The 24,961-nt window shown below is 71.5% G+C and carries 22 protein-coding genes and 2 pseudogenes; 9 read left to right on the forward strand and 15 right to left on the reverse strand.

Annotated elements, in window-relative coordinates; all coding sequences use genetic code 11:
* From AC07C1_RS33955 to AC07C1_RS33970, 4 genes and pseudogenes are all read left to right on the forward strand, one after another.
* A partial coding sequence (locus AC07C1_RS33955; protein WP_478945398.1) for an integrase core domain-containing protein occupies positions 1 to 497 on the forward strand: 497 nt, incomplete at its 5' end.
* A 563-nt stretch (positions 498 to 1,060) separates the two neighbouring features.
* Entirely contained in the window at positions 1,061 to 2,026 is a 966-nt protein-coding gene (locus AC07C1_RS33960; RefSeq protein ID WP_478945399.1) for a right-handed parallel beta-helix repeat-containing protein, read from the forward strand.
* Between the two features lie 936 nt (positions 2,027 to 2,962).
* Positions 2,963 to 3,172, forward strand: coding sequence for a hypothetical protein (locus AC07C1_RS33965; protein ID WP_478945401.1), 210 nt, complete (start codon positions 2,963 to 2,965; stop codon positions 3,170 to 3,172).
* Positions 3,173 to 3,370: 198 nt separating this feature from the next.
* Positions 3,371 to 3,548, forward strand: a pseudogene (locus tag AC07C1_RS33970) (GntR family transcriptional regulator); the annotation flags it as partial.
* Between the two features lie 293 nt (positions 3,549 to 3,841).
* Here the strand turns inward: AC07C1_RS33970 and AC07C1_RS33975 are convergent.
* The gene (locus AC07C1_RS33975; protein ID WP_478945403.1) at positions 3,842 to 4,045 is read right to left on the reverse strand and encodes a hypothetical protein; all 204 of its coding nucleotides are present in this window, start codon (positions 4,043 to 4,045) and stop codon (positions 3,842 to 3,844) included.
* Between the two features lie 783 nt (positions 4,046 to 4,828).
* Here AC07C1_RS33975 and AC07C1_RS33980 point away from each other — a divergent pair.
* Positions 4,829 to 4,984, forward strand: coding sequence for a hypothetical protein (locus AC07C1_RS33980; RefSeq protein ID WP_478945405.1), 156 nt, complete (start codon positions 4,829 to 4,831; stop codon positions 4,982 to 4,984).
* A gap of 214 nt (positions 4,985 to 5,198) precedes the next feature.
* Here AC07C1_RS33980 and AC07C1_RS33985 read toward each other — a convergent pair whose 3' ends face one another.
* Together AC07C1_RS33985 and AC07C1_RS33990 are read right to left on the reverse strand one after the other, a co-directional pair.
* Positions 5,199 to 5,474, reverse strand: coding sequence for a hypothetical protein (locus AC07C1_RS33985; protein ID WP_478945406.1), 276 nt, complete (start codon positions 5,472 to 5,474; stop codon positions 5,199 to 5,201).
* Positions 5,475 to 6,013: 539 nt separating this feature from the next.
* Entirely contained in the window at positions 6,014 to 6,811 is a 798-nt protein-coding gene (locus tag AC07C1_RS33990; protein ID WP_478945408.1) for a bestrophin-like domain, read from the reverse strand.
* Positions 6,812 to 6,984: 173 nt separating this feature from the next.
* Here AC07C1_RS33990 and AC07C1_RS33995 point away from each other — a divergent pair.
* Positions 6,985 to 7,092: pseudogene (locus AC07C1_RS33995) on the forward strand (ATP-binding protein); the annotation flags it as partial.
* A 105-nt stretch (positions 7,093 to 7,197) separates the two neighbouring features.
* Here the strand turns inward: AC07C1_RS33995 and AC07C1_RS34000 are convergent.
* The 4 genes from AC07C1_RS34000 to AC07C1_RS34015 form a co-directional block, all read right to left on the reverse strand.
* Entirely contained in the window at positions 7,198 to 7,938 is a 741-nt protein-coding gene (locus tag AC07C1_RS34000; RefSeq protein ID WP_478945409.1) for a MerR family transcriptional regulator, read from the reverse strand.
* 37 nt (positions 7,939 to 7,975) lie between these two features.
* On the reverse strand, positions 7,976 to 8,890 hold the full coding sequence (locus AC07C1_RS34005; protein ID WP_478945410.1) for an alpha/beta fold hydrolase: 915 nt from the start codon (positions 8,888 to 8,890) through the stop codon (positions 7,976 to 7,978).
* A gap of 306 nt (positions 8,891 to 9,196) precedes the next feature.
* On the reverse strand, positions 9,197 to 9,604 hold the full coding sequence (locus tag AC07C1_RS34010) for a hypothetical protein (RefSeq protein ID WP_478945412.1): 408 nt from the start codon (positions 9,602 to 9,604) through the stop codon (positions 9,197 to 9,199).
* A gap of 93 nt (positions 9,605 to 9,697) precedes the next feature.
* Positions 9,698 to 10,168: an Lrp/AsnC family transcriptional regulator gene (locus AC07C1_RS34015; protein WP_478945414.1), complete on the reverse strand. Its 471-nt coding sequence runs from the start codon at positions 10,166 to 10,168 to the stop codon at positions 9,698 to 9,700.
* Between the two features lie 119 nt (positions 10,169 to 10,287).
* Between AC07C1_RS34015 and AC07C1_RS34020 the strand changes: the two genes are divergently transcribed.
* Positions 10,288 to 12,354 carry an NAD(+) synthase gene (locus AC07C1_RS34020; RefSeq protein ID WP_478945416.1) on the forward strand — a complete coding sequence of 689 codons (2,067 nt, stop codon included), beginning with the start codon at positions 10,288 to 10,290 and terminating at the stop codon, positions 12,352 to 12,354.
* Positions 12,355 to 12,365: 11 nt separating this feature from the next.
* Here AC07C1_RS34020 and AC07C1_RS34025 read toward each other — a convergent pair whose 3' ends face one another.
* The 3 genes from AC07C1_RS34025 to AC07C1_RS34035 all read right to left on the reverse strand — a co-directional run bounded on the left by AC07C1_RS34025 (position 12,366) and on the right by AC07C1_RS34035 (position 15,292).
* Positions 12,366 to 13,415 carry a hypothetical protein gene (locus AC07C1_RS34025; protein ID WP_478945418.1) on the reverse strand — a complete coding sequence of 350 codons (1,050 nt, stop codon included), beginning with the start codon at positions 13,413 to 13,415 and terminating at the stop codon, positions 12,366 to 12,368.
* Positions 13,416 to 13,508: 93 nt separating this feature from the next.
* Positions 13,509 to 14,264: a TIGR03943 family putative permease subunit gene (locus AC07C1_RS34030; protein ID WP_478945420.1), complete on the reverse strand. Its 756-nt coding sequence runs from the start codon at positions 14,262 to 14,264 to the stop codon at positions 13,509 to 13,511.
* Entirely contained in the window at positions 14,261 to 15,292 is a 1,032-nt protein-coding gene (locus AC07C1_RS34035; protein WP_478945422.1) for a permease, read from the reverse strand. The genes AC07C1_RS34030 and AC07C1_RS34035 overlap by 4 nt, the downstream gene beginning before the upstream one ends.
* A 159-nt stretch (positions 15,293 to 15,451) precedes the next feature.
* Between AC07C1_RS34035 and AC07C1_RS34040 the strand changes: the two genes are divergently transcribed.
* Entirely contained in the window at positions 15,452 to 17,293 is a 1,842-nt protein-coding gene (locus tag AC07C1_RS34040) for an NAD-binding protein (RefSeq protein ID WP_478945424.1), read from the forward strand.
* A 14-nt stretch (positions 17,294 to 17,307) separates the two neighbouring features.
* Here the strand turns inward: AC07C1_RS34040 and AC07C1_RS34045 are convergent, their stop codons facing one another.
* Entirely contained in the window at positions 17,308 to 19,140 is a 1,833-nt protein-coding gene (locus tag AC07C1_RS34045; protein WP_478945425.1) for a S9 family peptidase, read from the reverse strand.
* Positions 19,141 to 19,394: 254 nt separating this feature from the next.
* Here AC07C1_RS34045 and AC07C1_RS34050 point away from each other — a divergent pair, with 254 nt between their 5' ends.
* On the forward strand, positions 19,395 to 20,186 hold the full coding sequence (locus AC07C1_RS34050; RefSeq protein ID WP_478945427.1) for an SURF1 family protein: 792 nt from the start codon (positions 19,395 to 19,397) through the stop codon (positions 20,184 to 20,186).
* Positions 20,187 to 20,295: 109 nt separating this feature from the next.
* Here the strand turns inward: AC07C1_RS34050 and AC07C1_RS34055 are convergent, their stop codons facing one another.
* From AC07C1_RS34055 to AC07C1_RS34070, 4 genes are all read right to left on the reverse strand, one after another.
* Positions 20,296 to 21,366, reverse strand: coding sequence for a hypothetical protein (locus AC07C1_RS34055; RefSeq protein WP_478945428.1), 1,071 nt, complete (start codon positions 21,364 to 21,366; stop codon positions 20,296 to 20,298).
* Positions 21,367 to 21,494: 128 nt separating this feature from the next.
* Complete coding sequence (locus tag AC07C1_RS34060) at positions 21,495 to 22,175, reverse strand: SigE family RNA polymerase sigma factor (RefSeq protein ID WP_478945430.1); 681 nt, start codon at positions 22,173 to 22,175, stop codon at positions 21,495 to 21,497.
* A 417-nt stretch (positions 22,176 to 22,592) separates the two neighbouring features.
* Positions 22,593 to 23,651, reverse strand: a complete 1,059-nt coding sequence (locus AC07C1_RS34065; protein WP_478945432.1) for an aspartate-semialdehyde dehydrogenase — start codon at positions 23,649 to 23,651, stop codon at positions 22,593 to 22,595.
* Positions 23,651 to 24,922, reverse strand: coding sequence for an aspartate kinase (locus AC07C1_RS34070; protein ID WP_478945434.1), 1,272 nt, complete (start codon positions 24,920 to 24,922; stop codon positions 23,651 to 23,653). The genes AC07C1_RS34065 and AC07C1_RS34070 overlap by 1 nt, the downstream gene beginning before the upstream one ends.
* Positions 24,923 to 24,961: the final 39 nt, after the last annotated feature.

Here is a 24,961-nt window from a genome sequence, read left to right on the forward strand (position 1 = left end):
CCTGGGCGGGGATCGTCTACGTCGCGTTCGTCGTGGATGTCTTCTCCCGGGTGATCGTCGGCTGGTCCGCGGCCACGAGCAAGCGGGCCAAGCTCCTCCTCGACGCCCTCGACATGGCCCTGTGGCGCCGCGACCGCGCCGGAACTCCCGCCGGACCGGGACTTGTTCATCATTCGGACGCGGGCAGTCAATACACGTCCTTCGCGTTCACCGCACACCTGATTGAGGCCGGCATCGACGCCTCGATCGGCACCGTCGGCGACGCCCTGGACAACGCGCTCATGGAATCCCAGATCGGCCTCTACAAAACGGAGCTGATCAAACCCCGCAAGCCCTGGCACGGCCTCGCCGACGTCGAACTCGCCACCGCGGAATGGGTCGACTGGTTCAACAACCAACGGCTCCACAGTGCGACCGGCGACATCCCGCCCCACGAGTACGAGACCAACCACTACGCTCAACACCAGCCCCAACCGGCGGCTGGAGTCAACGCATAGAGCCTCCACCGATCCCGGAGCGATTCACAGAGCCGAACTGGCGGGGCCGTCTATGGGCTGACCAACGCTGACGGGCGTCAACCACTGACAGGAGATCTGTCAGTGTGACTCGGGCGGCTGACACCAGCGGCTGACACCAACAGGTACGGACAGCGCCGACCGACGCCGAATGGCAACGGACGATAAGCCAAGGAGGCCAGCCGCTTTGCGGACGTTGCCGACCGGCCCGTGATCGACCTGATAAGGATGAGCACAGACCTCAAAGCCTTGGCCTCGCGCGGGCCCGTCCTCGCTGTCGGCCGGCGCCCTTTGCTTTGACTCGGCCATTAAGGCTCCGCCGCCCTATGTATGTGCGACCAAGCCTGTCCACACCAATGATTCATTCTGCCCTTTCACTGGTCTTTTCGCATGACGCGGCCGATCACTCCGGTACTGCGCTACTCAGCTGGGGCACTGTCACTGTCAGGTGCGTTCATGGGCATCCATGTCGCGCGTCCGAAGAAGCAACGTGAGCGCGAGCTATTTCAGGCATGCTCATGCCTAGGGACATAAGGAAGAGTCAGATGTTCGTGCGAGGAAGCATGGCCACACGTCGCCGCTTGCTACCGGCGGCGGCAGTAGCGGTTATGGCGGGGGTGACCGGCCTGGCCGGAGCGGCCCCTGTGGCGGCGGCCCCGGAGACCCAGGTCAACTGCACCACCAACCCCGGTGCCCTGCAGCCAGCGATCAACGCTGCATCGCCAGGCGACACCCTTCGAGTGAGGGGGACCTGCACCGGCCCCTTCACCATCAACAAGAACCTGACCCTGCGGGGCATCGGTCAGGCGGTGCTCGACGGCAACTCCGCCGGCCCCACCGTGACGGTCGGCAACTTGGCCGGCAGTCAAGTCCATGCCACCCTGGACCACCTGACCATCACCCACGGCTCCGCCGGCGTCGGTGGCGGCATCCGCAACAATCCCTCCGCCACGGTGACACTGATCAACTCCACAGTGGCAGGCAACACCGCCCAATACGGCGGTGGCATCTACACCTACGGCACGCTGAACCTGATCCGCTCCACGGTTGAGAACAACATCGCGCAGGCCGGCGGCGGCATCATGAGCGACGCCACCGGCGTGGTGACACTGACCTACTCCACTGTGGAACGCAATAACGCGAGCGGCGGCGGCGGCCTCTACATCATCAACGGCACCAAGGCGTCGCTGACCCACTCCACTGTGGAGGGCAACACCGCCGAATTCGGCGGCGGCATCATCAACGAAGGCGGCGCCACACTGAACCTCAACCACTCCACGGTGAAAGGCAACACCGCGTCGGCCCAAGGCGGCGGCATCTACAACGGCGGCATGGTGACGCTGACCAACTCCACGGTCGAGCGCAACACCTCACAGGGTGGCCCCGGCAGCGGCGGCGGCATCTACCAACAAAGTCCCAGCGCCACCGTGACGCTGAACAACTCCCGGGTCCGTAACAACACCCCGGACAACTGCGCACCATCCGGCAGCGTCCCAGGCTGCGTCGGCTGAACGCGCCGGGTCCGCACCACGGTGCTGCCCGGAGGCGTACCCCGGTCAGCACCGTCGATCCGCAGGCAGGAGCCGCGGTCCAGCCTCACACCGCCCTACGAACGCCCGCGGCCCGATATGAGCTACCGACGCACAGTCGCAGACGAGTACGGACGTCTGCGGACCATCAGCACAGGTGAAAGGCACACCACCCCAACAGGTCAGAGGGCATATACGGATCTCCGTATATGCCCTCTGCCGTGCTTCGGGGCCAAACAGGGGGCCAAAGGATTCTGATCAAGCCTCGCAGGCGGTGGCCCCGCGACGCTGGGCAAAGATCACATCCATGGCTTCCGCGCCCTCGGTGATAACCGGCCGGAGCTGCTTCCGGTAGACAGCCCGTCGCCTGACTGGTATGGCCGACAAGCTGGGCGATGCGCTCGAGCGGGACGCCGTTATCCGAGCCTGCCCCGGGGACGCCCGCTCCTGGACTGCTGCCCTGCGGGCCTTCCAAGGGGCAGGCGGCAGACGCGGGCAGGTGCCGCCGGGCTCCCCCGCTCTCTGTGGCTCACCACGGCTTTTCAGGGGGGCGGGCGGGCAGCCGGGCCCGCGATCCCGCCCCGCCTGAAAAGCCATCCCCAGCAAAACTGGAGAGCTAAGGGAAAGTAGCGTCCGCAGCGTCCGGCGATCCTCCGCTACCAACGGCGCGTTTCCGCAGGTCAACACGGCTCTTAGCGTCGGGCCGGTTGCGGATGCTGCCCCCTCCGGAACAACGAGGAGAGCACCCATCCGGCCGGAGTGGTCTCTTCGTTCCAGGGCCTGTCCGACGGGTCGCGTCACCGATCCCGCACCCGACAGCCCTGTCACCCGAATGGCGCAACATGACGTGCCACCCACATGGGTGAAGACCAAGCTGACTAGTGCTCCAACCGAGGCAATCCGTGAAAGGGAAACCAAATGCGCATTCGACGAATCATCGCCGCCGTCATCGCCACGGCAGCCCTCGCCGGACTCGGCCTCACGGGCGCCGCCGCCGCCACCGCCGCCACCGCACAGGGTGCCCGATCCTACGTGACTCCCTCTGAGTGCAGGCAGGGCGGCGGAACGGCCGATCTGACGGACAACCTCTGCAAGGGCGGTACGCACAACGGGGAGCAGATCGACTGAACCCCACAAGGCGCCCCGCAGCCACGCGCCGCGGGGCGCTCCCGCGCGAGCGGAGCCGGGAGAGTCGCAGGGACTGTGCCGACCCGTCGGGCACGCCAGGTCCGAGTCGGCCCGGAAGCACGCGGCGGGCGGGAGCTCCCGAACGCCGTCGCGCGCGAGCGCAGCGAGCTGCCAAGGTTTGCGCGGCTGTAAGCCGCACCTTCTCCGGCGGAGATCGCCTCGCGGCCCGGAATCGCCGAGGGCGAGCTGTGTGTCCGGATGACGTACGAGTTCCTGGCGGACGGCAGGCCGGTGCGGCTGTCGACGAGTTGGGAGCCGTACGCCCTCCCTCACCGCCGGCACTCTCGTCGTCCTCCCTGAGGGAGGGCCCCGCGCGTGCGTGCCCCTTCGGTGCCCAACAGACCGGGAGACCACGCGACCCCGGAGCCTGTCTGCAGCCGCCGGCGGTCGGGCCGGCCGACGGCGTCCGCGTCGGTCAGCGGGTGCGGAGACTGCTGGTGTACACGTCCGTACGGTTCTGTGGTGCGCCGGAGTGGGTCTCGGTGAGCACCGCCCGTACTCCCTTGCCGTCTGCCACCAGGCCTTGGTAGTCGCCGAGGAAGTAGCCCCCGGCGAACGGTGCCTGCAGCCAGTCGAAGACCCGCGAGATCCGTCGTTCGGTCCGGAGCTTCAGGTTTCCGTGCTGCAGCGTGGCCAGTTGGTAGGCGGTGGGCAGGGTGGTGGTGTTGCCGGGTTGAGGAAGCGCAGGTCGTAGTAAGTGAGCGCGACCGTGCCCCGCTCGGCGACCGCGATCGACGGTGAGAAGGCCGGAACGCCCTTGGGGCTGATCAGCTCCGGGGTCCCCCAGGTGCGTCCGCCGTCGGTGGACCGCACAAGCTGAACGGAGTCGAAACGGCGGTCAGGGGCAGGAAGACACGCATGCGGGATCTCCTCCGGGCCTGTCGGCCGGGGTGCTGGACCGCCGTCATCGGGGCGGCCTGGGGCGCGGAGGCGTACCGGAACGCGAGGTGGGGCGACTCCGTTTGGTCCTTTTCGGCGTTGCAGCCGGTGCCCTTGATGGGCCGAACGACGGAGTCATCCCCGGGGTCGTCGAGGAGCACGGCGGAGCCGACCGGCGGGTGCAAAGTGCCGGTCGGCTCCTTGGTCGTGCTGTTACGGCGCCGTCTCGTAGGTCCCCGGAGAAGGCCGTGGGCCGCGTGCCGGTTGGCGATGCCGGCGGGGTCGGCCTTGACTCAGACGGGTTGGAGCGGGATGACCAGCTGGACGTCTTCCACGGTGGGGATGAGTCAGGGCATCGGCAAAGGGCCACCTCAATGCGGACAGCGGCGCGATCATCGCCCGCGCCAGAAGGAAGGCTCCATCACCGTCGGCACATCCAGGCTCGAGGCCGGCGGGACTGCTCGTACCCACCGCGCCGGGTGCACCGGCCGGACTGGTTTCCCAGCCGTGCGCCGACCGGTCAAGTGATCGCCGGCATGGTCCCGTCAGGCAGCGCGCAGGCGTCGCCGGCGTAGGGGCGTGAAACGATCTGTCGGCCGGCGGCCGTGCAGTCGTCTCTGGCGATGTTCGGAGACGAGGCGGCCCCGGCGCTGACAGCGCCGACGGCGCTCACGCCGGCAAGGGTGCCGCGGCGAGGGCAGGCCCAGGATTCGTCGCATGCGCACGTCGCATGCGCATGGCTTCCTCCTCCTCTCAGGCGCCTTCGTCGCCTTCGGGAAGGACAAGTCTCAAGGCGACGGCGCCCTCTTACTCAGCATGGGCGCTCCGCATGAGGCCCGCGAGGCGAGGCTGGGCGCCGCGCCCGGGCGGTGACTGCCCGGTCCCGGAGGGGCATGACATCACCGACCTCGACCGGCCGCATCGCTACGCCGCGTGCGCGTCGGTAGGAGCGGGGCGAGGTCGATGTCTTTGGCATCGAGACTGCCCACCGGGGCCGCGTTGTGTCCGGGCAGGCCGGGGGTTGAGGAGGAGACGGGCCGTACCTTCCTCCGACCGGTGCCGGCGGGCGGCTGCCCCGCGCGGTCCTCTAACGCGGTTCGTGGGCCGCCACCCGGCAGGCACCGGTCGCGGCGCCGGCCGCCACTCCGGCCCCGGTCAGCCCGGTCACACAACTCTGCAGGTCTCCGACCACACCACGGCTGCAGGCCGCTGTGACGGAGTCGGAAGCGGTGGCACCGGCCAGTCCGGCCATCTGTGTGCAGGCGGGGATGTCCGCCCGGGCCGCGGGAGCGGCGAGGACCGCGCCACCGAGGGTGAGGGTCAGGCCGGTGAGGGCACTGGCGATACGGGTCGACGTGCGCATGGGACGCACCTGCCTTCCGGGTTGGTCGCGCGGTCCTGGTCCCGGCGGGCCGGAGCCACGCGGTAAGGCCGCCTGGCGACGCTCGGTGAGTGGTGCCCCGGCCGGCGGGCTCACGGACTGACCGCACGATTCTGCGTCGCATCCGTTGAGCCGCACCGGGACATGGTCGCCAGGCCGATGGAGAGGGCCCCGGACCGGATGAGACGCACTCGGACCTCCACTCGCGGGCCCCTCACTCCAGCGTCGCATCCTCTCCGCCGCCCGTCCTGGGCATCCGGGGGGAGCGGCCGCGCTGACTGACTGCGATTGCCCGAAGCGCGGTAGCCGGCCCGTCCGGCCGACCAGGTGGATCGGACGGCCCAGCGTCCCGCCCGGCCTGTCCCCTGCAGACCACCGGGCGCGGCTCGGCCGAGTCCAGCCGGGCGCCGTACCTCTGTGATCCGGCCCGTGCCGTCCAGACGGAAACGCCGTGTGCCGGACGTCAGCTCACGGATCTCCGTGAGGTGGCCGTCGGCCCGGCAGGCATACGTTCCCGTCGCCTACGGCGCGCCGTCGAAGAAGCCGGACTTCAGGTTGCCGATGATGGCGTCGAGTGGATGCCCATTGACGATGAACGGTCCGCTCCAGGGCGCGCTGAGTGCGAAGAGCAACGCCAGGCTCAGCCCGACCACACTCGCAACCCCTGCGATCAGCAGTGACGTTCGCAGGCTGCTGCGGAAGACCAGTGCGCCGGAGTTCACGATCAAGGCCACTCCGCTGACCACAAGCGTGACGACATACAGCGCGGGAACCTCGCGCGAGGCGGCCGCGATGCGGGCGCGACGACTACTGGTGACAGCGTCCATGGAAACCACCAGCTCCGTGCCTGTTGGGGTTCCCACTTCGGACCGGGCCGCCGCGGCGCGCACAGTCCGCTCCAGCCGTGCGATCGCGCGAGCGGTGGCGGGGTCGTCACCGGACGCCGCTGCTGCGGCCTCCCACTCCCTGGCACGCGTGGTCTGCAGGTAGTCCAGCAGTGCCGCATGGATCGGCTCCGACTGGACTCGCGGACTTGTCGCCGCCCATGCCAGGCGGGAGGCCGCGGCCGCTTCGTCGCTCACCAACCCCTCGGCTGCGCGCAGGTAGCCGGCCTCGCTGGCCAGTGTGAGTGCCGCAAAGATCGCGAAGGCAGCGCCGAGTGTCGGCATCAGGGGCGTGGCGATCTGCGGCACCCGATCCCGTTCCTCGACCGGTACGAGCGCCCGGACGCCGACCCGCGCCGCGGCCGCGACCAGTAAGGCAAGTACGAGCCCGCCCACAACCAGCACCACCGCCGGCAGCGAGGTCAACCAGTTCACCACATCACCTACAGCGCGTTACCGCGAGCGCCACACGGCGGCGGCACATCGGCCCCAGCGACCTGGAGCTCCGCGTCGATCACTTCCAATGAACGCTCCATGATCACAGGTCGAAGACCTTTGACGCTCGCGACGCCCGGCGCGGCATCTCTTTTCGTTGGCCAAACAGCTGAATAGACGAGGTCGGCTACCTCCCCTTCGAAGCCGAGGCCGTGAACCTGTTCTTCCAGCTCATCTCGAACCGATACGAACGCGCGTCCGTGATCGCCACCGGCGAACTCGGACGCGTTCCCACTCGTCGTTCCGGCTCACCGTCACCCCTGCCGGGAAGTCGCCGACGTCGATGGAGGCGGCATCAGTTGTCGGACGTGGGCGGGGTGCCGGTGTCAGCTGTCGGGCCCGGCGGCTCGGCGCGCCTCGGCGCGGTGGGCGAGCGCACTGACGATGCGTTGCCATGCCGGTGGCGCCTCGCCGAAGATCCGGGAGAAGACCAGCTTCGGGCTCCCTGGCCAGCTGCTGTCTCGTTCGTGTTTGATCTCCCATGCGTCCAGGTCGTCGATGAGCCGGTCCAGGCGTGGATCGTGCGGATCCCAGTCGACTGACTGATCACAGGCGAGATACAGGCGCGTCGTCTCGGGGTCGTCGAATCTGGCGTTCTTGTCCCGTATCCGCTGCGGCATGGAATGCGGGTCCAGTGCCTGTATCAGGATCCACGAGTCGCGCTCGAGTCGTGCCCTCTGTTCGCTGATCCCCAGACCGCGCATCCGGTTCAGGATGGCGACCACCTCGGGGGGCAGGACAAGCCTTTCGCCGCTTGTCAGTTCGGCGATCCGGCGGCGGTATTCGGTGAGCTGGTCGATCTTGCGCTGCAATGCGGTGTCGATGTCGGTGATGGCCGAGGCGAATTCGGTGGGTTGTGCGTGCAGCAGCGCGTCGATACGGGCCAGTGGAACACCGGCGTCAGCGAGGGTTCTGATCCGGATGAGATCCACCGCCGCTTGCGCGCTGTAGCAGCGGTAGCCGGAGGAATCACGCTCGGGCTCGGGCAACAGGCCGAAGTGGTGGTAGTGGCGAACGGTGCGCACGGTCACGCCGGCTGTCGCCGCGAGTTGACTGATCGTAAGCACCGCTCACCTCTGGCCGCCGGGCGTGGTCGTGCCGAGTCTAGGGACGAGCCGCCTGGTCGACGACGTCGCGGATCGCCTGGACCACGGCATCGGGACGGTCGAAGCAGAGCCGGTGGTGGTGGGTGTCGGAGAGGAGGCGTTGTTCCCCGTGCGAGACCGCGCTCACCAGGGCGGCGTCCATTCTCGTCTTGCCGTCCTGTATCTCCCGCACCGTCCGCTCCGACGTCAGCGCCTGCTGGGCGGGGCCGATGCCCAGCACGGTGAGGGCGACTAGCGGGACGTCGGGAATGTTCGGGCCGGCCCGCAGTTCGGTGGCGAGTTCGGTCAACGTGCCGCGCTCGGCGATGCCGGCGTGGACCCATTCGTCACTGTCCTTGGCATCGATCAGCGGTTGCCGCAGGTGCTCCGGGTAGTTCGCGAGCAACTCGGCGTGCATCTCGCGCAGGGCCGGGCGGATCTGTTCGAGCCGCGCCGGATCAGGTGCCGTCCGCTCGGTCGCGGCCAGACCCGCCGCGGGAGGCATGAAGTCGTCCCAGTCGCGGTGAAAGGCGTCCAGCCAGACCAGCCCGGCCACGTCCTGGGGGTACAGCTGCGCGAACCGATGCGCGTAGGCACCGCCGAGGGAGTGCGCCACCAGAACGTACGGGGCGGTGATGTCCTGGGCGCGCAGCAGCTCGTGCAGTTCCGTGGCGACCGCGGCGGCGGTGCGCGGCAGCGGGAGGGGATCGCTGTAGCCCGTGCCGCCGCGGTCGTACACCACGGCGGTGGTGAACTGCGAAACCCCTTGCTGGACACCGAAATAGTCCAGGCCGACCGCGCCGGCGCCCGGCAGGAACACCACGGCCGGGCCGCCGCTGCCCGCCCGGTGCACGAGAACACGGCGACCGTCGATCTCCTGGAACCCTCCGACCGGTGGAGCGGGCCGGGCCGGGGAAGTGCTGTTGTTCGTCATGTGGCAAGGCTCCAACCCTGACGCAGGGTCAGGGTCAACCCCGCGCGGCACCAGCCGGGCAGCCTCGGACAGCGCCGCCGCCGTGGTCAACAGGCCCGGCTTTCCGGTGGGAAGCACGGTGCGTCGTGCTGGGATTCTCAGGGGAACGCCTATCCGGTGGGGGCCGCTCTGGAGAGGGTCGGACCCGTCGACCGTATGGCAGGGGCATGCCGGAGCCGAGGGTTCCGTGGATCATCTGAGGCAGAGCTGAGGTCCGAGGTCCGCAGGCTGCCCCGCGGGCAGCGGCCGCGTGATCGGCTGACCGGGTCAGCGGCGCTCGCCAAGGTGGTGATCCTGATTCGCGGAGGCGATCACGGCGGAGACGACGGCGGTCGCCACGAAGCTGCCCGCCATGACCAGGCCCGCGCCGATCACGAAGAGGCCACTGGAGTCGTCCGACCAGTCGGCATAGGCGGCGACCGTCAGGCCGGCCGTGGTGCCGAGGACGGCGCCCGCGTAGTAGCGCCGGAATGCCGCCCAGCCCACCGGTGCCAGCAGCGTCAGCACCAGCCCGATCACCTGCCACGCCTCGTACGGGCCGGTCGTCGAACCATCGGGGTGCACGTCACGATGCTGGTCCCAGCCCAGCCAGGCGGCCCACACCGCCGACGCCACGACAGCGAGCACGAGGATCGACAGCGACTGCATCACGGGTTTTCCCAGTTCTCGGCGCATGGGCCAAGCGTTCCGGCGCACGCGGTCACCGGCCAGAGCGCACGTACTCAGTTCCACCCGAGTACCTGGGACCGGTTCCGCGCGAGAGGCGCGTCAGCGTCCCGGCGGGCCCGGGGCCGGCGGCGCGGCCACCGGTGACACCGGGCGTTCGAAGAACGTGTCCAGCACCACGGTGGCCCGTGTCCCGCTGACCCCTTCGATGGCGTAGATCCTGCGCAGCACGTCCTGCAGCTGCCCGGTGCTCGCCGCCCTGACCTTGAGCAGCACCGACGCGCTGCCGGCGACGACATGGGCCTCCAGGATCTCGGGGAGCGCGGCGAAGCACTCCCCCGCGTCCCCCATCCAGGACGTCGAGTCGACCGTCACGTACGCCAGTACGGCACCGCCCACCGCCGCCGGGTCCACCTCCGCCGCCGTACGCCGGATCACCCCGCGCTCCCGCAGCTTCCGCACCCGCTCATGGGCGGCGCCGGCGGAGAGACCGACGGCCTGGCCGAGGGTGGCGTAGGACTGGGTGGCGTCCTGCTGTAGCCGCGCCAGCAGAGCACGGTCGATGTGATCCATCGCACTCCGTTCAGCAGAATCCTCCGATAACCGTATCCAGTCTAGGGATCTAGGCTTCTTCCTGTAGGGGATTCACTTCTCCTGTGCGGTCCGTCGAGTCGTGGAGTCATGGTGGAGTCATGAGGGAAGCCCCGTCGAACTTCTGGTCGATCTATCAGCACGGTTTCGCGCGCGTCGCCGCGTGCACGGGCCACACCGTCATCGCCGACCCGCGTGCCAACGCCGAGACGGTCCTGCGCCACGGGCGCCGGTGCGCGGACGAGGCCGTCGCCGTGGCCGTCTTCCCCGAGCTGTGCCTGTCCGGCTACGCGATCGACGACCTGCTGCTGCAGGACGCGCTGCTCGACGACGTCGAGGCGGCGCTCGCCGAGGTGGTGGCCGGCTCCGCGGACCTGCTGCCCGTGCTGGTCGTCGGCGCCCCGCTGCGCCACCGCAACCAGATCTTCAACTGCGCGGTGATCGTGCACCGCGGCCGCGTCCTCGGTGTCGTACCGAAGTCGTACCCGCCGAACTACCGGGAGTTCTACGAGCGCCGCCAGATCGCGGGCGGCGACGGCGAACGCGGCGGGACGATCCGGGTCGGCGGCGAGACCGTGCCGTTCGGCGTGGACCTGCTGTTCGAGGCGACGGACGTGCCCGGCCTCGTGCTGCACGCGGAGATCTGCGAGGACATGTGGGTCCCGGTGCCGCCGAGCGCCGAGGCGGCCCTGGCCGGCGCGACCCTCCTCGTCAACCTCTCGGGCAGCCCCATCACGGTCGGCCGCGCCGAGGACCGGCGGCTGCTGTGCCGCTCGGCGTCCTCGCGCTGCCTCGCCGCGTACGTCTACGCGGCGGCCGGTCTCGGTGAGTCCACCACCGACCTGTCCTGGGACGGCCAGACCCTGATCTACGAGAACGGGGTCCTGCTGGCCGAGACCGACCGCTTCCCGCTCGGCGAGCAGTACGCGGTGGCCGACGTGGACCTCGACCTGCTGCGGCAGGAGCGGCAGCGGATGGGCACGTTCGGTGAGAACCGCCGCACCCACGCCGCACGGACCGGGGACTTCCGGACGGTGTCCTTCGCACTCGCCCCGCCCACCACCGACCTCGGGCTGCGCCGCCGCGTCGAGCGCTTCCCGTTCGTGCCCGCCGACCCCGACCGGCTCGCCCTGGACTGCTACGAGGCCTACAACATCCAGGTCGCCGGGTTGCAGCAGCGGCTGGCGGCGATCGGCGGCCCGAAGGTGGTCATCGGGGTGTCCGGCGGCCTGGACTCCACGCACGCGCTGATCGTCGCCGCCCGGGCGATGGACCGCGCGGGCCGGCCGCGCGGCGACATCCTGGCCTTCACCCTGCCCGGGTTCGCCACCAGCGACCACACCAAGGACAACGCCCACCGCCTGATGCGCGCGCTCGGTGTCACCGCGGCCGAGCTGGACATCACGCCGACGGCGCGGCTGATGCTCAAGGAGATCGGCCACCCGTTCGCGTCCGGCGAGCCGGTCTACGACGTCACCTTCGAGAACGTCCAGGCCGGCCTGCGCACCGACTACCTGTTCCGGCTGGCCAACCAGCGCGGCGGCATCGTGCTCGGCACCGGCGACCTGTCGGAGCTGGCGCTCGGCTGGTCGACGTACGGCGTCGGGGACCAGATGAGCCACTACAACGTCAACTCCGGCGTGCCCAAGACACTGATCCAGCACCTGATCCGCTGGGTCATCGGCAGCGAACAGTTCGACGAGGAGACCGGCGAGATCCTGGCCGCGATCCTGGACACGGAGATCAGCCCGGAGCTGGTACCGGGTGAGGAGATGCAGTCCACCGAGTCCAGGATCGGGCCGTACGCGCTGCACGACTTCACCCTCTTCCAGGTGCTCCGCTACGGCTTCCGGCCCTCGAAGATCGCCTTCCTGGCCTGGCACGCCTGGCACGACCCGGAGGCCGGCGCCTGGCCGCCGGGCTTCCCCGAAACCAAGCGGGTGGCGTACGACCTGGCGGAGATCCGGCACTGGCTGGAGGTGTTCTGCCGTCGCTTCTTCGCGTTCTCGCAGTTCAAGCGCTCCGCCATGCCGAACGGACCGAAGGTCTCGGCCGGTGGCTCCCTCTCGCCGCGCGGCGACTGGCGGGCCCCGTCCGACGGCAACGCCCACGCCTGGCTGCGTGACCTCGAACGGTTCGACTTCGACAGCGCGGGCGCCGGACGCTGACCGCTTCCCGATCAGATCGTCGCGGGTTCCAGTGCGCGGATGACGCGCGCGAGGTCGTCGGGGGCGGCGGCGAGGCGCACCGGGGTGCCGGCGTCGTCGAGTTCGGCGATGTGCCAGCCGCGCGGGACGGTGTGGCCCTCGGCGCCCCGGGCGCGCCGTACGGTCCGCACGGCGAGCCGCTCCACCGGGACGCGCCGGGCCGCGAACCGGCCCGGGCCGGGGTGCGGGGTCACCGCGGGCCCGTCGCCCCCGAGGACGATGTGGGAGCCGAAGCCGTGCGGGTTGTAGTCGGTGAGCTCCAGGAAGCGGGCGGCCACGAACACCTCGCCGCCGTCCGCCGGCCGGGTCGGTCCGGCGCTTCCGGGCGGGCGGACGCGGGTGGCCCGCCAGGCCCCGGTGAACAGGCCCGCGGTGACCAGCGAGCCGGCGGACAGCCAGGTGAGGGACGGCGCGGAGCCGAGCAGTGTCGTGGGATGGCGGTAGCAGAGCGGCAGCAGCCACGCGCCGGTGCCGGCGAGTGCCCCCGCGAACGGCAGGGCCGACGGCAGGACCTCGCCGGCGGGCCGGCGGCGCCCGCGCAGCCGTAGCAGCACCTGGGCGCCGGGACACCCCGCGGCCAGGACGAGCCCGGCCGCGACGACGGCCACGCTCCCGCCGGTGGGGACGTGCTCGTGCCAGACGTAGCGCGCTCCGGCGACCTTCATCACCTCGCCGCGCCAGACGGTCAGCCGTACCCGGTCACCGGCCTCGAAGGTCCCGGCGGCCTCGGAGGAGACCCGCAGCTTCGCCGTCGGCCGGCCGCCGGCGAAGTACAGCCGGCTCGGCTGCTTCGGCTGGTGGGCCTCCGTCCGCGCGATGACGGCCGGTACGGTCCGCAGGCAGTCGTCGGACGCGCTCGCGGGCGCCCCGGCCGGGCAGGGGGCCGCCGCCCGCCACGCCCGCTCGTACGCCGTGGCGTCCGGTACGAACGACGCGGCCGTCGCCGCCGCCGCGAGCAGCAGCCCCACGAGAGCGAGCGAACCCGCCCACCCGCCGCGGCGGACGACTTCCTGGGTGTTCATACGGGCGATTGTCCCACCGGACGCGCGGCCGTATCTGTGCCGGCTCCGGCAGTCGGGAGGGCCTTGCGCTGCCGTGTCCCGGCCTCGGCGCGCTCAGGTGTTCCAGGTCTCGTCGTACGGGTCGTGCGGCACCGGGACCGGACGGGCCGTCGTGACGTTCAGATACGGGACGGGGCCGTTGTTGACCGGGTCGTGGGTCAGGCGGGGGCTGTACGTGCCCGTCACCTCCAGCCAGGCGTCCGGCCGCAGGACCGGGGGCAGCTCGCCGGTCAGGGCGATCTTCACCGGCTGGGCGTCCGCGGCACAGCAGTTGAGGGCCATCCGGACCAGGTAGGGCGCGCCCGAGTGGTCCAGGGCGAGGAAGCCGGTGACGCGGACGGGGTGGCCGTGCAGGGAGCGCCCGTGGTCGTAGGCCGCGCGGGAGGCGTAGTCGACCACGGAGAGCGGGACCGGGTCGCCGGCGGGCAGCGTGTCGTAGGCGTACGGCTTCTGCAGGGCCGTACCGGAGCGCAGGGCGCTGTAGGAGCCGAGGGCCGGCGGGGCGATCAGGATGAGCGCGAGGAGAGGAAGCAACAGCAGCCAGGCGATACGGGGTTCGGGGTGGGCGTGGCCGGCGCCGGTGGCCTGGTCCCGCTTCCCGGGGTGGACGTGGGCCGCCCCGGCCGCCCTGCCGCGCTTGCGTTCGTACCAGGCCGTCGCCACCGCCGCCGCGATCAGGACCGCGCCCGAGGCCAGCAGCAGCGGGCGCAGGCCCGCCTTGACGTAGCGCAGGTAGAGGTCGGTGGCGCCCGCGTGCAGCAGGGCGGCGCCGAGCAGGAACATGACGGCTGCCTGGGCCTGGCGGTTCACAGCAGCACCGTCCCGGTCAGTACGGCACCCGCGACGGCCAGCGCGAAGGTGGCGGGCGCGAAGCGGAGCGCGAAGGCACGGCCGAAGGTGCCGGCCTGCATCGCGAAGAGCTTGAGGTCGATCATCGGGCCCACCACCAGGAACACCAGCTTGGCCGTCGGGGAGAACTGGGTGAGGGAGGCCGCGACGAACGCGTCCGCCTCCGAGCAGATCGACAGCAGGACGGCCAGGACGGCGAGGGCGAGGACGGAGAACAGGGGGTTGTCGGCGGCCGTGCGCAGCCAGGTCGCCGGGGTCGCCGCCTTCAGCGTGGCCGCGGCCATCGCGCCGAGCACCAGGAAGCCGCCGGCGTGCATGGTGTCGTGGCGGACCGAGTTCCAGAACGTCTCACCCTTGGTGGCGCCCTCGTGCGCGCCGTGGGCCGGTGGGCGCAGCCAGTCCGTGCGGCCCAGCCGCTGCCACAGCCAGCCCATCGCGCACGCCACCAGCAGGCTGGCGAGGAACCGGGCCAGGACCATCTCCGGGTGGCGGGGGAAGGCGACGGCGGTGGCGGTCAGCACGATCGGGTTGATCGCGGGCGCGGAGAGGAGGAAGGCGAGGGCGGCGGCGGGCGTCACGCCCCGGCGGACCAGGGCGCCCGCCACCGGAACCGACGCGCACTCGCAGCCCGGCAGCACCGCCCCCGCCAGCCCGGCGACGGGCACGGCCAGGGCCGGGCGGCGCGGGAGGGCGCGCGCGAAGAAGGACGCGGGGACGAACACCGCGATCGCCGCCGAGAGGAGCACGCCGAGGACCAGGAAGGGCAGTGCCTGCACGGTCACCGCCACGAACACCGTCATCCAGCTCTGCATCAGTGGGGTGCCGAGGGCCCCGCGGATCCGGGACTGGGCGAGCACCGCCAGGATCAGCGTCAGGGTCAGCACCAGCGGGGAGCTGAGCCGCCGGCCCTCGCTCCCCGGCCGTTCGCCGGAAGGCTTCGCCGAGGTCGCCGCTTCGGCGTCGGGCGGGGCGTCTTCGGTGATGGCCACGGGTGGGTACCTCCGGCTGGTTCTCTCCCTCCCCCTCGGTACGCGGGTTCCGGCGCGGGTGTTCAGGCCGTTGCTGGAACCACCCTTCTCCTTGGGGCAGTCTTTTCCCTTGTGGCGAGTGTTCCGTATCAAGGGGGTCCCGGGGCCCCGCCGGCGCACATGGTGGTGTGCGGTGACGACGGGCTCGCGCACCGGCTGGCCGCCGAGTTGCGCGGAGTCTACGGCGAGCAGGTCACCCTGGTGGTACCACCGAACGAGCGGACGGCCAGACCACCCGTGGTCGGACGGGCCCGGGCGGCGTCCGCGGCGCTGTTCGACCGGGTGGTCAGCGCCGCGGTCGGCTCCGTCGGCCGCGGCGCCGGCAACGGGCCCGCCTCCGGCGCGGGCGGCACACCGGGCCAACGCCCGGACGGGGAAGGGGTGCTGGAGGCACCCCAGCTCACCGAGGCCGTGCTCGCCGGGGCCGGGGTGGAGCGGGCGGCCGCGCTCGCACTCGTGTACGACGACGACGAGACCAACATCCGGGCCGCGCTGATCGCCCGCCGGCTCAATCCCCGCCTGCGGCTCGTCCTGCGGCTCTACAACCGGCGTTTGGGCCAGCACATCGAGGAACTCCTCGACCAGGTCGCCCGGTTGGCCGGCCGGGACGGCACGGGCGGGGACCCGGACGCCTCCACGACCGTGCTGTCCGACGCCGACACCGCCGCACCCGCACTGGCCGCCACCGCCGTCGCCGGCACCAGCAAGGTCGTCCAGACCGAGGGGCTGCTGCTGCGGGCCGTGGAGCGACCGCTGTCGGGGGACGGGCCGGGCGCCGGTGCCGGGCTGTGCACCCTCGCGCTGCTCTCCGCCTCGGGGGCGGAGCCCGCCGGTGACGGTTCCGAGGGCAACGGGGAACAGGAGCCGCGGCTGCTCCCCGACGACGAGGAGGTACGGCAGGCCGGCGGGCGGGCGGCCATGGTGCTGGAACAGGTGTCGTCCGCGGGCGGGCCGGAGTCGGCCGCGCCCGGCCGCGGCGTAGGGGGCGTGCCCTCGCTCGCCTCGCTGTTCTCGCGGCGGCTGCGCTGGTCACTGGCCGGCATGGTGGGCTGTGTCGTCGCGCTCGCCGTCGCCCTGTCCCTGGTGACGGGGATCCATCCGCTGCGGGCCTTCTACCTCACGCTGCTGGACATGTTCGCCATCGACGACCCGGCCATCGGGGAGTCCCTCGGCCGGCAGATCCTCCAACTCCTCTCGGGGCTGGTCGGGTTGCTGCTGCTGCCCGTCCTGCTCGCGGCCGTCCTCGAGGCGCTGGGCACCTTCCGGACCGCCTCCGCGCTGCGCAAACCGCCGCGCGGGCTCGGCGGGCACGTGGTGCTGCTCGGGCTCGGGAAGATCGGCACCCGGGTGCTGATCCGGCTGCGGGAACTGGGCGTTCCCGTGGTGTGCGTGGAGTCCGACCCGGAGGCACGGGGCCTGGCGACCGCCCACCGGCTGCGGGTGCCGGTGGTCCTCGGGGACGTCACCCAGGAGGGTGTGCTGGAGTCCGCGAAGATCCACCGGGCGCATGCGCTGCTCGCGGTGACCAGCGCCGACACCACCAACCTGGAGGCCGTGCTCTACGCCCGGACCGTACGGCCCGACCTGCGCGTGGTGCTGCGGCTGTACGACGACGACTTCGCCACCGCCGTGTACCGGACGCTGCGGGCCGCGCACCCGCATGCCCTGACCCGGAGCCGGAGCGTGACACATCTGGCCGCGCCCGCGTTCGCCGGTGCGATGCTCGGGCGGCAGGTGATGGGGGCGATTCCCGTGGAGCGAAGGGTGCTGCTGTTCGCCGCCGTCGATGTGGACGGGCATCCCCAGCTGGAGGGGCGGACCGTGCGGGAGGCGTTCCGGGCCGGGTCCTGGCGGGTGCTGGCGCTGGCGGGCCGGACCGACACGCCTCCCGATCACGTGCTGTCCAAGGCGGACCGGGTGGTGGTTGCCGCTACGCGTCGGGGGCTCGCCGAATTGCGGTGACCCCCCGTCACAAGTCAGCCGGCCAGGTGCCGCTCCGCGAAGTCCAGTTCCAGTCTCACCTGCTTGATCCGCTCGCCCACCACCAGGGAGCCGTGCCCGGCGTCGTACCGGTACACCTCGTGGGTCGCGCCCCGCGTCTCCAGGCGCTTGACGTAGTTGTCGATCTGGCGGATCGGGCAGCGGGGGTCGTTGACGCCCGCCGAGATGTAGACCGGGGCCTTGACCTGGTCGACGTAGGTCAGCGGGGAGGACGCCTCGAAGCGCTCGGGGACCTCCTCCGGGGTGCCGCCCAGCAGGGTGCGGTCCATGGCCTTCAGGGCCTCCATCTCGTCGTGGTACGCGGTGACGTAGTCCGCGACCGGCACCACCGCGATGCCCACCGACCACGCCTTCGGCTGGGTGCCGAGGCCGAGCAGGGTGAGATAGCCGCCCCAGGACGCACCGGTGAGGATCAGCCGCTCGGGGTCGGCGAGGCCGGAGGAGACCGCCCACTCGCGCACCGCGGCCACGTCCTCCAGCTCGATCAGGCCGACCCGGTGCTTGAGGGCGTCGGTCCAGGCGCGGCCGTAGCCGGTGGAGCCGCGGTAGTTGATGCGGATCACCGCGTAGCCGTGGTCGACCCAGGCGGCCGGGCCGGCGGCGAAGGAGTCGCTGTCGTGCCAGGTCGGGCCGCCGTGCAGATCGAAGACCGTGGGCAGCGGGCCCGTGGCACCGGCCGGCTTCTGGATGAGGGCGTGGACCCGGCCGCCCGGGCCCTCCACCCACACGTCCTCCACCGGCACCGACGGCGGGCACGCCAGGCCGGGCGGGTCCAGGACGACACGGCCGGACGTGGAACGCACCGCCGGCGGCTCGGCGGCCGACGACCACAGGTACTCCACGCTGCCGTCGGGGCGGGCCGTCGCGCCGGAGACCGTGCCGGGCGGGGTGGGGATGCGGGTCAGCTCGCGGGCCGCCAGTTCGTAGCGGAACAGCTCGCTGCGGGCCTCGAAGCCGTGCGCGACGAGGAGGGCGGAGCCGTCCGGATACCACTCGGCGCTGACGTCACCGGGCAGGTCCAGGGCGAGGTCGGTCTCCGCGCCCGTCGCCACGTCCCACACCAGCGGCTCCCAGCGGCCCCGGCGCTGATGGCCGATGAGCAGGCGGGTGTCGCCGTCGACGGGGGCGAAGCCCAGCACCTCCAGGCCCAGCTCCCGGGTGCCGCCCTCGGTGTCGTCCAGCGCGGCGACCGACGAGCCGTCCGGGCGCAGCACGCGCAGCGCCGCGTGCATGGCGTCGCCGTGCTCGGTGTGCTCGACGGCGATCAGGGAGCCGTCGTGGGAGAGGTCGCCGACGCCCGCCGACTCGCGGTGCCGGTAGATCTCGACCGGGTCCTCGCCCTCGCGTGCGAGGTGGATGGTCGTGCCGTCCTCGTCCGTGGAGCGGCCGACGACCGCCGTGCGGCCGTCCCGGGCCAGGGCCAGACCGGCCGGGTAGGAGGGGTCGAGGCCGGGCACCGCCGGTTCGTTCTCCCCGCCGGTGAAGGGCTGGCGGCGCCAGACGCCGAACTCGTCGCCGTCCTTGTCGTCGAACCACCAGATCCAGGCGCCGTCCGGGGAGAGCACGCCGTCCGTCGTGCCGTTCGGCCGGTCCGTCGCCTGCCGCTGCTCGCCCGTGGCGCGGTCCCAGGCGTACAGCTCGTACGTGCCCGTCGCGTTCGACACGAACAGGGAGCGGTCCGGCGCGTCCTCCGCCCAGTCGGGCAACGAGACGCGCGGCGCCCGGAACCGCTTCTCCCAGTCCGGCATGCCGGCCGCGTCGGACACGGCGGCTGCATCGGATACGTCCGGCTTGTTGCTCTCGCTCATGGCCCCAGTCATGCGCCCATACTGCCTGGTCGCGCCGACAATCGGGGACGGGTGTCCGCAGCCTGTGGACAACCTCGCGGAACGCGCTCCCGGACCTCGGGACGGTACGGCCCGAAGCGGGCGGCCTTCGGCACCGGCGACGGTCTCCGCGCTCGCGCGGCCGGTCCTTGCGTCCCGCTCGTCCACCCCGCTGAGGGCCGCCGAACGCCGACCCCCGGGCGGAGCCCCGGCGCGGGCGCCGTACCGTGGAGGGCGTGTACCGGTTTCTGCTGACACCCCGCTGGTGGGGCATCAACGTCTTCGTGCTGCTCGCCATCCCGTTCTGCGTCTTCATGGGGTCGTGGCAGCTGAGCCGGTTCGAGGGGCGGGTGCAGGATCATCGCACGGCGAGCGAGCAGGCCGCCTCCGGCCGGCACGAGGCCGCGCGACCCCTGGACACGATGCTGCCCGTCGACAAGAGCACCTCGGGGCGGCGGGTCACCGCGAGCGGCCGGTACGGCAAACAGCTCCTGGTGCCCGGCCGCGAACTGGACGGCAAGCGCGGCTTCTACGTGCTGACGCTGCTGCGCACCGACCCCGGCAAGGCCCTGCCCGTGGTGCGGGGCTGGCTGCCGGGCACGGCGGACGCGGCCGAGGCCCCCGCACCGCCCACCGGCGAGGTCACCGTCACCGGTGCGCTGCAGGCGTCCGAGACCCCTGGGGACAACGGGGTCGGCGCGCAGGGCGGGCTCCCCGCGGGGCAGACGGCGGCGATCAGCTCGGCGTCGCTGGTGAACCTGGTGCCGTACAGGCTGTACGACGCCTGGGTCACCGTGGACAAGGCCGACTCGGGGATGAAGGCCGTGCCCGCGACCGCGCCGGACGGGACGGGGCTGGATCTGAAGGCGTTCCAGAACCTCGGCTACACCGGGGAGTGGTTCGTGTTCGCCGGCTTCGTGGTGTTCATGTGGTTCCGGTTGCTGCGGCGGGAGGTGGAGTTCCAGCGGGACGCCGCGCTGGGCCTGGTGCCGCAGGAGCCGGAACGGGCCACCGTCGTCAGCGGCTGAGCCGGCGGGCCGGGCGCCCCGAACGGGCGCGGGGAACTGCGCGATCAGCCCCACTCAGCCGCGGCCGACGACGGTGCGACCACGTGTCCTTACCTGTGCCTGCCTGTCCTCACGCCCCCGCCAGCACCCCGGTGTAGTACACCGTCCCCGCGCACGCGTGGGAAACGACCGCCGATGTCGTCGGTGAGCCCGGCTGGGCCGTGTGGGAGACGAGGACGCTGCCGTCGGCCGTGCCGTCCTCGGTGACGAGCTGGGTGGTCGTGCCGGACGACGTGCTGCCGGTGTCCGTGCTGCCGGAGACGCCCGGGTCCTCGGTGGGCGACGGGTCGGGCGAGGGGCCGCCGGTGTCCGAACCGCCGGTGCTGTCGCCGCCGGTGGTGGGGCAGGTCTCCGAGGGCACGAAGGCGAACTTCTCCTCGTAGGCCGCGCCCGGCTGCAGGACCAGTGCCGCGACCTCCTGGGAGGGATCGGGCAGGGTGGTCGCCGCGTCCCCGGCCACATGCTGGGCCTGGGCGATCTTGTTCGGGTCGGCGGCGCCCTGTGCGGTGGCGCCGATGGTGCCCGCCCCGCCGACGGTGCAGGCGGTGGCGGAGACATTGGTGACCCGGAAGACGCCGTAGACGATGCCCGCCGAGTCGGGGGCGTCGGCCGTGCCGGTGGCGGAGCCCAGCTGAGCCGCCGTGCACAGCGGGACGCCCGTCGTCTGCGTCGCGGCGGGGTCGGCGCCGGCGGTGGAACCGCCCTGGCTGCCGCCGTCCTCGTCCTTCCCGCCGGGCTTGTCGGTCGGCTTGCCGGGCTGGACGCTGGTGCTGCCGGCATCGTGCTTGTCGGCCGGGACGCCGCCCTTGTCCTTGCCCGGACCGGTGCCGCCCTGGGCCTGGGAGGACTGGCCGGCCATGGCGGTGTTGGGGTCGGAGCCGCCGGAGTTGGAGACGTGGACGAGGGCGGGGACCGCGGTGCCGATGAAGAGGGCCGCGGCGGCCATGCCGACGACGGCCTGCCGCTTGCGGGCCCGCCTGGCGGGAACGGCCCGGCGCAGATGGTCGAGGGTGCCGGTGCGCGGCTCGACGTCGTCGACCGCGGAGTGCAGCATCCGTCGCAGGGCCAGCTCGTCCGGGTCCAGCCCGTCGAGATCCGGGCCGAGCCTCTCCGGGCCCTGTTCGTCGGGTCCGTGGTTCACAGTTCCGTTCCCAGCGTGCGATTGCGTGTGCTCTTGCTCATGCTGCTTCGTCGGTTCGTGCCAGGTGTAGCGCTCGTGACGGTCGGGGGAGGGGCGGGCATCGGGATCGCCCCCTTCGGCGCGCCCGCTCATGCCAATGCCTCCATGGCCACCCGCAGCGCGGCGATGCCCCGGGAGCCGTACGCCTTCACCGAGCCCAGGGATATCCCGAGGCTCTCGGCGACCTGGGCCTCGGTCATGTCCGCGAAGTAGCGCAGTACGAGGACCTCGCGCTGGCGGCGCTGCAGCCCCTTCATCGCCTTGATGAGGTCGCGCCGCTCCAGCTGGTCGTAGGCGCCTTCCTCCGCGCTCGCCATGTCCGGCATCGGCTTGGACAGCAGCTTCAGGCCCAGGATGCGGCGGCGCAGCGTGGACCGGGAGAGGTTGACGACCGTCTGGCGGAGGTAGGCGAGGGTCTTGTCGGGGTCGCGGACGCGCTTGCGGGCCGAGTGGACGCGGATGAAGGCCTCCTGGACGACGTCCTCGCAGGAGGCGGTGTCGTCGAGGAGGAGGGCGGCGAGGCCCAGCAGCGAGCGGTAGTGCGCCCGGTAGGTCTCGGTGAGATGGTCGACGGTCGTGCCGGCGACCGTGGTGTCCGCGGCCGCCGCGGCCTCCTCGGCACCGTCACGCTGACTGGGTATGCGGGCGGGCCGCGCTGCGGGCATGGGCGCGATCACCGGCATGCCGCCGGGCGTACGGGACCGGAGCGCCGCACGGGGCGGCCGCAGGGCCGTGCCGCGGGCCGCTGGGAGTTCGAGTACCTCTGCCACGCCAGTTGGACACGCTTCCCCCCGCCAGGGTTGTACGTGCCGGGCGTCACAGGTGCGACAACCGACGGTGCCTCAAGTGCCGTCATGCGTCCCGCTCTTCCGCTATATCCCATTTTGAACGGGCGTCCCCACGCCCCGATCACGGCGTCCCCACGCCAGGATCATCACGTCCCCGGGCCCCGCAAGGGTGACCGCAAAGACGCTCCCCGCCCTGCACGCGGTTGCGCAGGGCGGGGAGGAAAAATGCTCTGCTGCCGCACGGCCCGGTACAAGTGGTCGGACCATACTGCTGAACACATTCTTACGGAGATCCTACAAATGGATCCGCTCCCATCCGGTGTCTTTACGGCACCGGATGGGCCGGAGGGGCACTCCGCGGCCGCGTCGGGAGTCCCGCACCCGGCCGCGGGACCCCGCTCAGCGCAGCTCCGCCGCGATCAGCTCCGCGATCTGAGCGGTGTTCAGCGCGGCTCCCTTGCGCAGGTTGTCCCCGCACACGAAGAGTTCGAGCGCGGTCGGGTCGTCCAGCGCCCGCCGTACCCGGCCGACCCATGTCGGGTCGGTGCCGACCACGTCGGCGGGCGTGGGGAACTCACCGGCGGCCGGGTCGTCGCACAGCACCACGCCGGGCGCGGTGGCGAGGATCTCGCGGGCGCCGTCGACGGTCACCTCGCCCTGGAAGCGGGCGTGGACGGTCAGCGAGTGCGTGGTGATCACCGGTACCCGCACACAGGTCACGGCGACCGGCAGCGCGGGGAGCCCGAGGATCTTGCGGGACTCGTCCCGCACCTTCATCTCCTCCGACGACCAGCCGTCCTCCCTGAGCGACCCGGCCCACGGGACGACGTTCAGCACGACCGGCTCCGGGAACGGCCCGGTGTCGTCCCCGACGGCCCGCCGCACGTCCCCGGGCTTGGTCCCCAGCTCCGTGCCGGCCACCAGCGACAGCTGGGACCTGAGCGTCTCCACGCCGGCCCGCCCGGCCCCGCTCACCGCCTGGTACGACGACACCACCAGTTCGCGCAGCCCGAACTCGGCGTGCAGCGCGCCCAGGGCGACGATCATGGTCAGGGTGGTGCAGTTGGGGTTGGCGACGATCCCGCGCGGGCGGTTCCGTACCGCGTGCGGGTTGACCTCGGGCACCACGAGCGGCACGTCGGGGTCCAGCCGGAAGGCGGCCGAGTTGTCGACGACGACCGCGCCCCGGGCGGCGGCGACCGGCGCCCACTCGGCGGCGACCTCGTCCGGTACGTCGAACAGGGCGATGTCCACCCCGGCGAAGGCGTCCTGCGTGAGGGCCACCACCTCGACCTCCTCCCCGCGCACGGCCAGCTTGCGGCCGGCCGAGCGCGGGGAGGCGATCAGACGGATCTCGCCCCAGATGTCCGCCCGCTGGGACAGGATCTGGAGCATGACCGCGCCGACGGCTCCGGTCGCTCCCACGACCGCGAGCGTCGGCTTCCCGGTCAGTGCCATCAGCGGCCCGTGCCTCCGTAGACGACGGCCTCGTCGGTGTCGGAGTCGAGCCCGAAGGCGGTGTGCACGGCGCGGACGGCCTCCGGCACGTCGTCCTTGCGGGTGACGACCGAGATACGGATCTCGGAGGTCGAGATCAGCTCGATGTTCACGCCCGCGTCGCTCAGCGCCTCGAAGAAGGAGGCCGTGACGCCCGGGTTGGTCTTCATACCGGCGCCGACCAGGGAGATCTTGCCGATCTGGTCGTCGTAGCGAAGCGAGTCGAAGCCGATGCCGGGCTTGTTCCTCTCCAGCGCGTCGATGGCCTTGCGGCCCTCGGTCTTCGGCAGCGTGAAGGAGATGTCCGTCAGGCCCGTGGAGGCGGCGGACACGTTCTGCACCACCATGTCGATGTTGATCTCGGCATCGGCGATGGTCCGGAAGATCGCGGCGGCCTCACCCGGCTTGTCCGGCACACCGACGACCGTGATCTTGGCCTCGGAGGTGTCGTGCGCGACACCGGAGATGATGGCCTGCTCCACCTTCTGGTCCCCAATCGGCTCACTGCTGACCCACGTGCCCTGAAGTCCGCTGAAGCTGGACCGGACATGGATCGGGATGTTGTAGCGGCGGGCGTACTCCACACAGCGGTGGAGCAGCACCTTGGAGCCGGAGGCCGCGAGCTCCAGCATGTCCTCGAAGGAGATCCAGTCGATCTTCTTCGCCTTCTTCACCACGCGCGGGTCGGCGGTGAACACGCCGTCGACGTCGGTGTAGATCTCGCAGACCTCGGCGTCGAGCGCGGCGGCGAGGGCCACGGCCGTGGTGTCGGACCCGCCGCGCCCCAGCGTGGTGATGTCCTTCTTGTCCTGGCTGACGCCCTGGAAGCCGGCGACGATCGCGATGTTGCCCTCGTCCAGCGCGGTGCGGATCCGGCCCGGCGTGACATCGATGATCCGGGCTTTGTTGTGGACCGAGTCGGTGATGACGCCTGCCTGGCTGCCGGTGAACGACTGGGCCTCGTGGCCCAGGTTTTTGATCGCCATGGCCAGCAGCGCCATGGAGATACGCTCTCCGGCGGTCAGCAGCATGTCGAATTCCCGCCCGGCGGGCATCGGAGAAACCCGCTCGGCGAGATCGATCAGCTCGTCCGTCGTGTCGCCCATCGCGGAAACGACGACAACCACCTGGTTGCCGTTCTTCTTCGCTTCCACGATCCGCTTGGCGACGCGCTTGATGCCCTCGGCATCGGCTACGGAGGAGCCTCCGTACTTCTGCACGACAAGGCCCACGTGCGCTCCTCGCTCGGTTCGTTTGTGTCGGCTCAGTCT

This window comes from Streptomyces sp. NPDC045022, from assembly GCF_056432605.1.

Coding starts and splice junctions, on each gene's coding strand:
- AC07C1_RS33960 (WP_478945399.1), top strand. CDS start 1,061: ATGTTCGTGCGAGGAAGCATGGCCACACGTCGCCGCTTGCTACCGGCG.
- AC07C1_RS33965 (WP_478945401.1), top strand. CDS start 2,963: ATGCGCATTCGACGAATCATCGCCGCCGTCATCGCCACGGCAGCCCTC.
- AC07C1_RS33980 (WP_478945405.1), top strand. CDS start 4,829: ATGCGCACGTCGCATGCGCATGGCTTCCTCCTCCTCTCAGGCGCCTTC.
- AC07C1_RS33985 (WP_478945406.1), bottom strand. CDS start 5,474: ATGCGCACGTCGACCCGTATCGCCAGTGCCCTCACCGGCCTGACCCTC.
- AC07C1_RS34005 (WP_478945410.1), bottom strand. CDS start 8,890: ATGACGAACAACAGCACTTCCCCGGCCCGGCCCGCTCCACCGGTCGGA.
- AC07C1_RS34010 (WP_478945412.1), bottom strand. CDS start 9,604: ATGCGCCGAGAACTGGGAAAACCCGTGATGCAGTCGCTGTCGATCCTC.
- AC07C1_RS34015 (WP_478945414.1), bottom strand. CDS start 10,168: ATGGATCACATCGACCGTGCTCTGCTGGCGCGGCTACAGCAGGACGCC.
- AC07C1_RS34020 (WP_478945416.1), top strand. CDS start 10,288: ATGAGGGAAGCCCCGTCGAACTTCTGGTCGATCTATCAGCACGGTTTC.
- AC07C1_RS34025 (WP_478945418.1), bottom strand. CDS start 13,415: ATGAACACCCAGGAAGTCGTCCGCCGCGGCGGGTGGGCGGGTTCGCTC.
- AC07C1_RS34040 (WP_478945424.1), top strand. CDS start 15,452: ATGGTGGTGTGCGGTGACGACGGGCTCGCGCACCGGCTGGCCGCCGAG.
- AC07C1_RS34045 (WP_478945425.1), bottom strand. CDS start 19,140: ATGAGCGAGAGCAACAAGCCGGACGTATCCGATGCAGCCGCCGTGTCC.
- AC07C1_RS34065 (WP_478945432.1), bottom strand. CDS start 23,651: ATGGCACTGACCGGGAAGCCGACGCTCGCGGTCGTGGGAGCGACCGGA.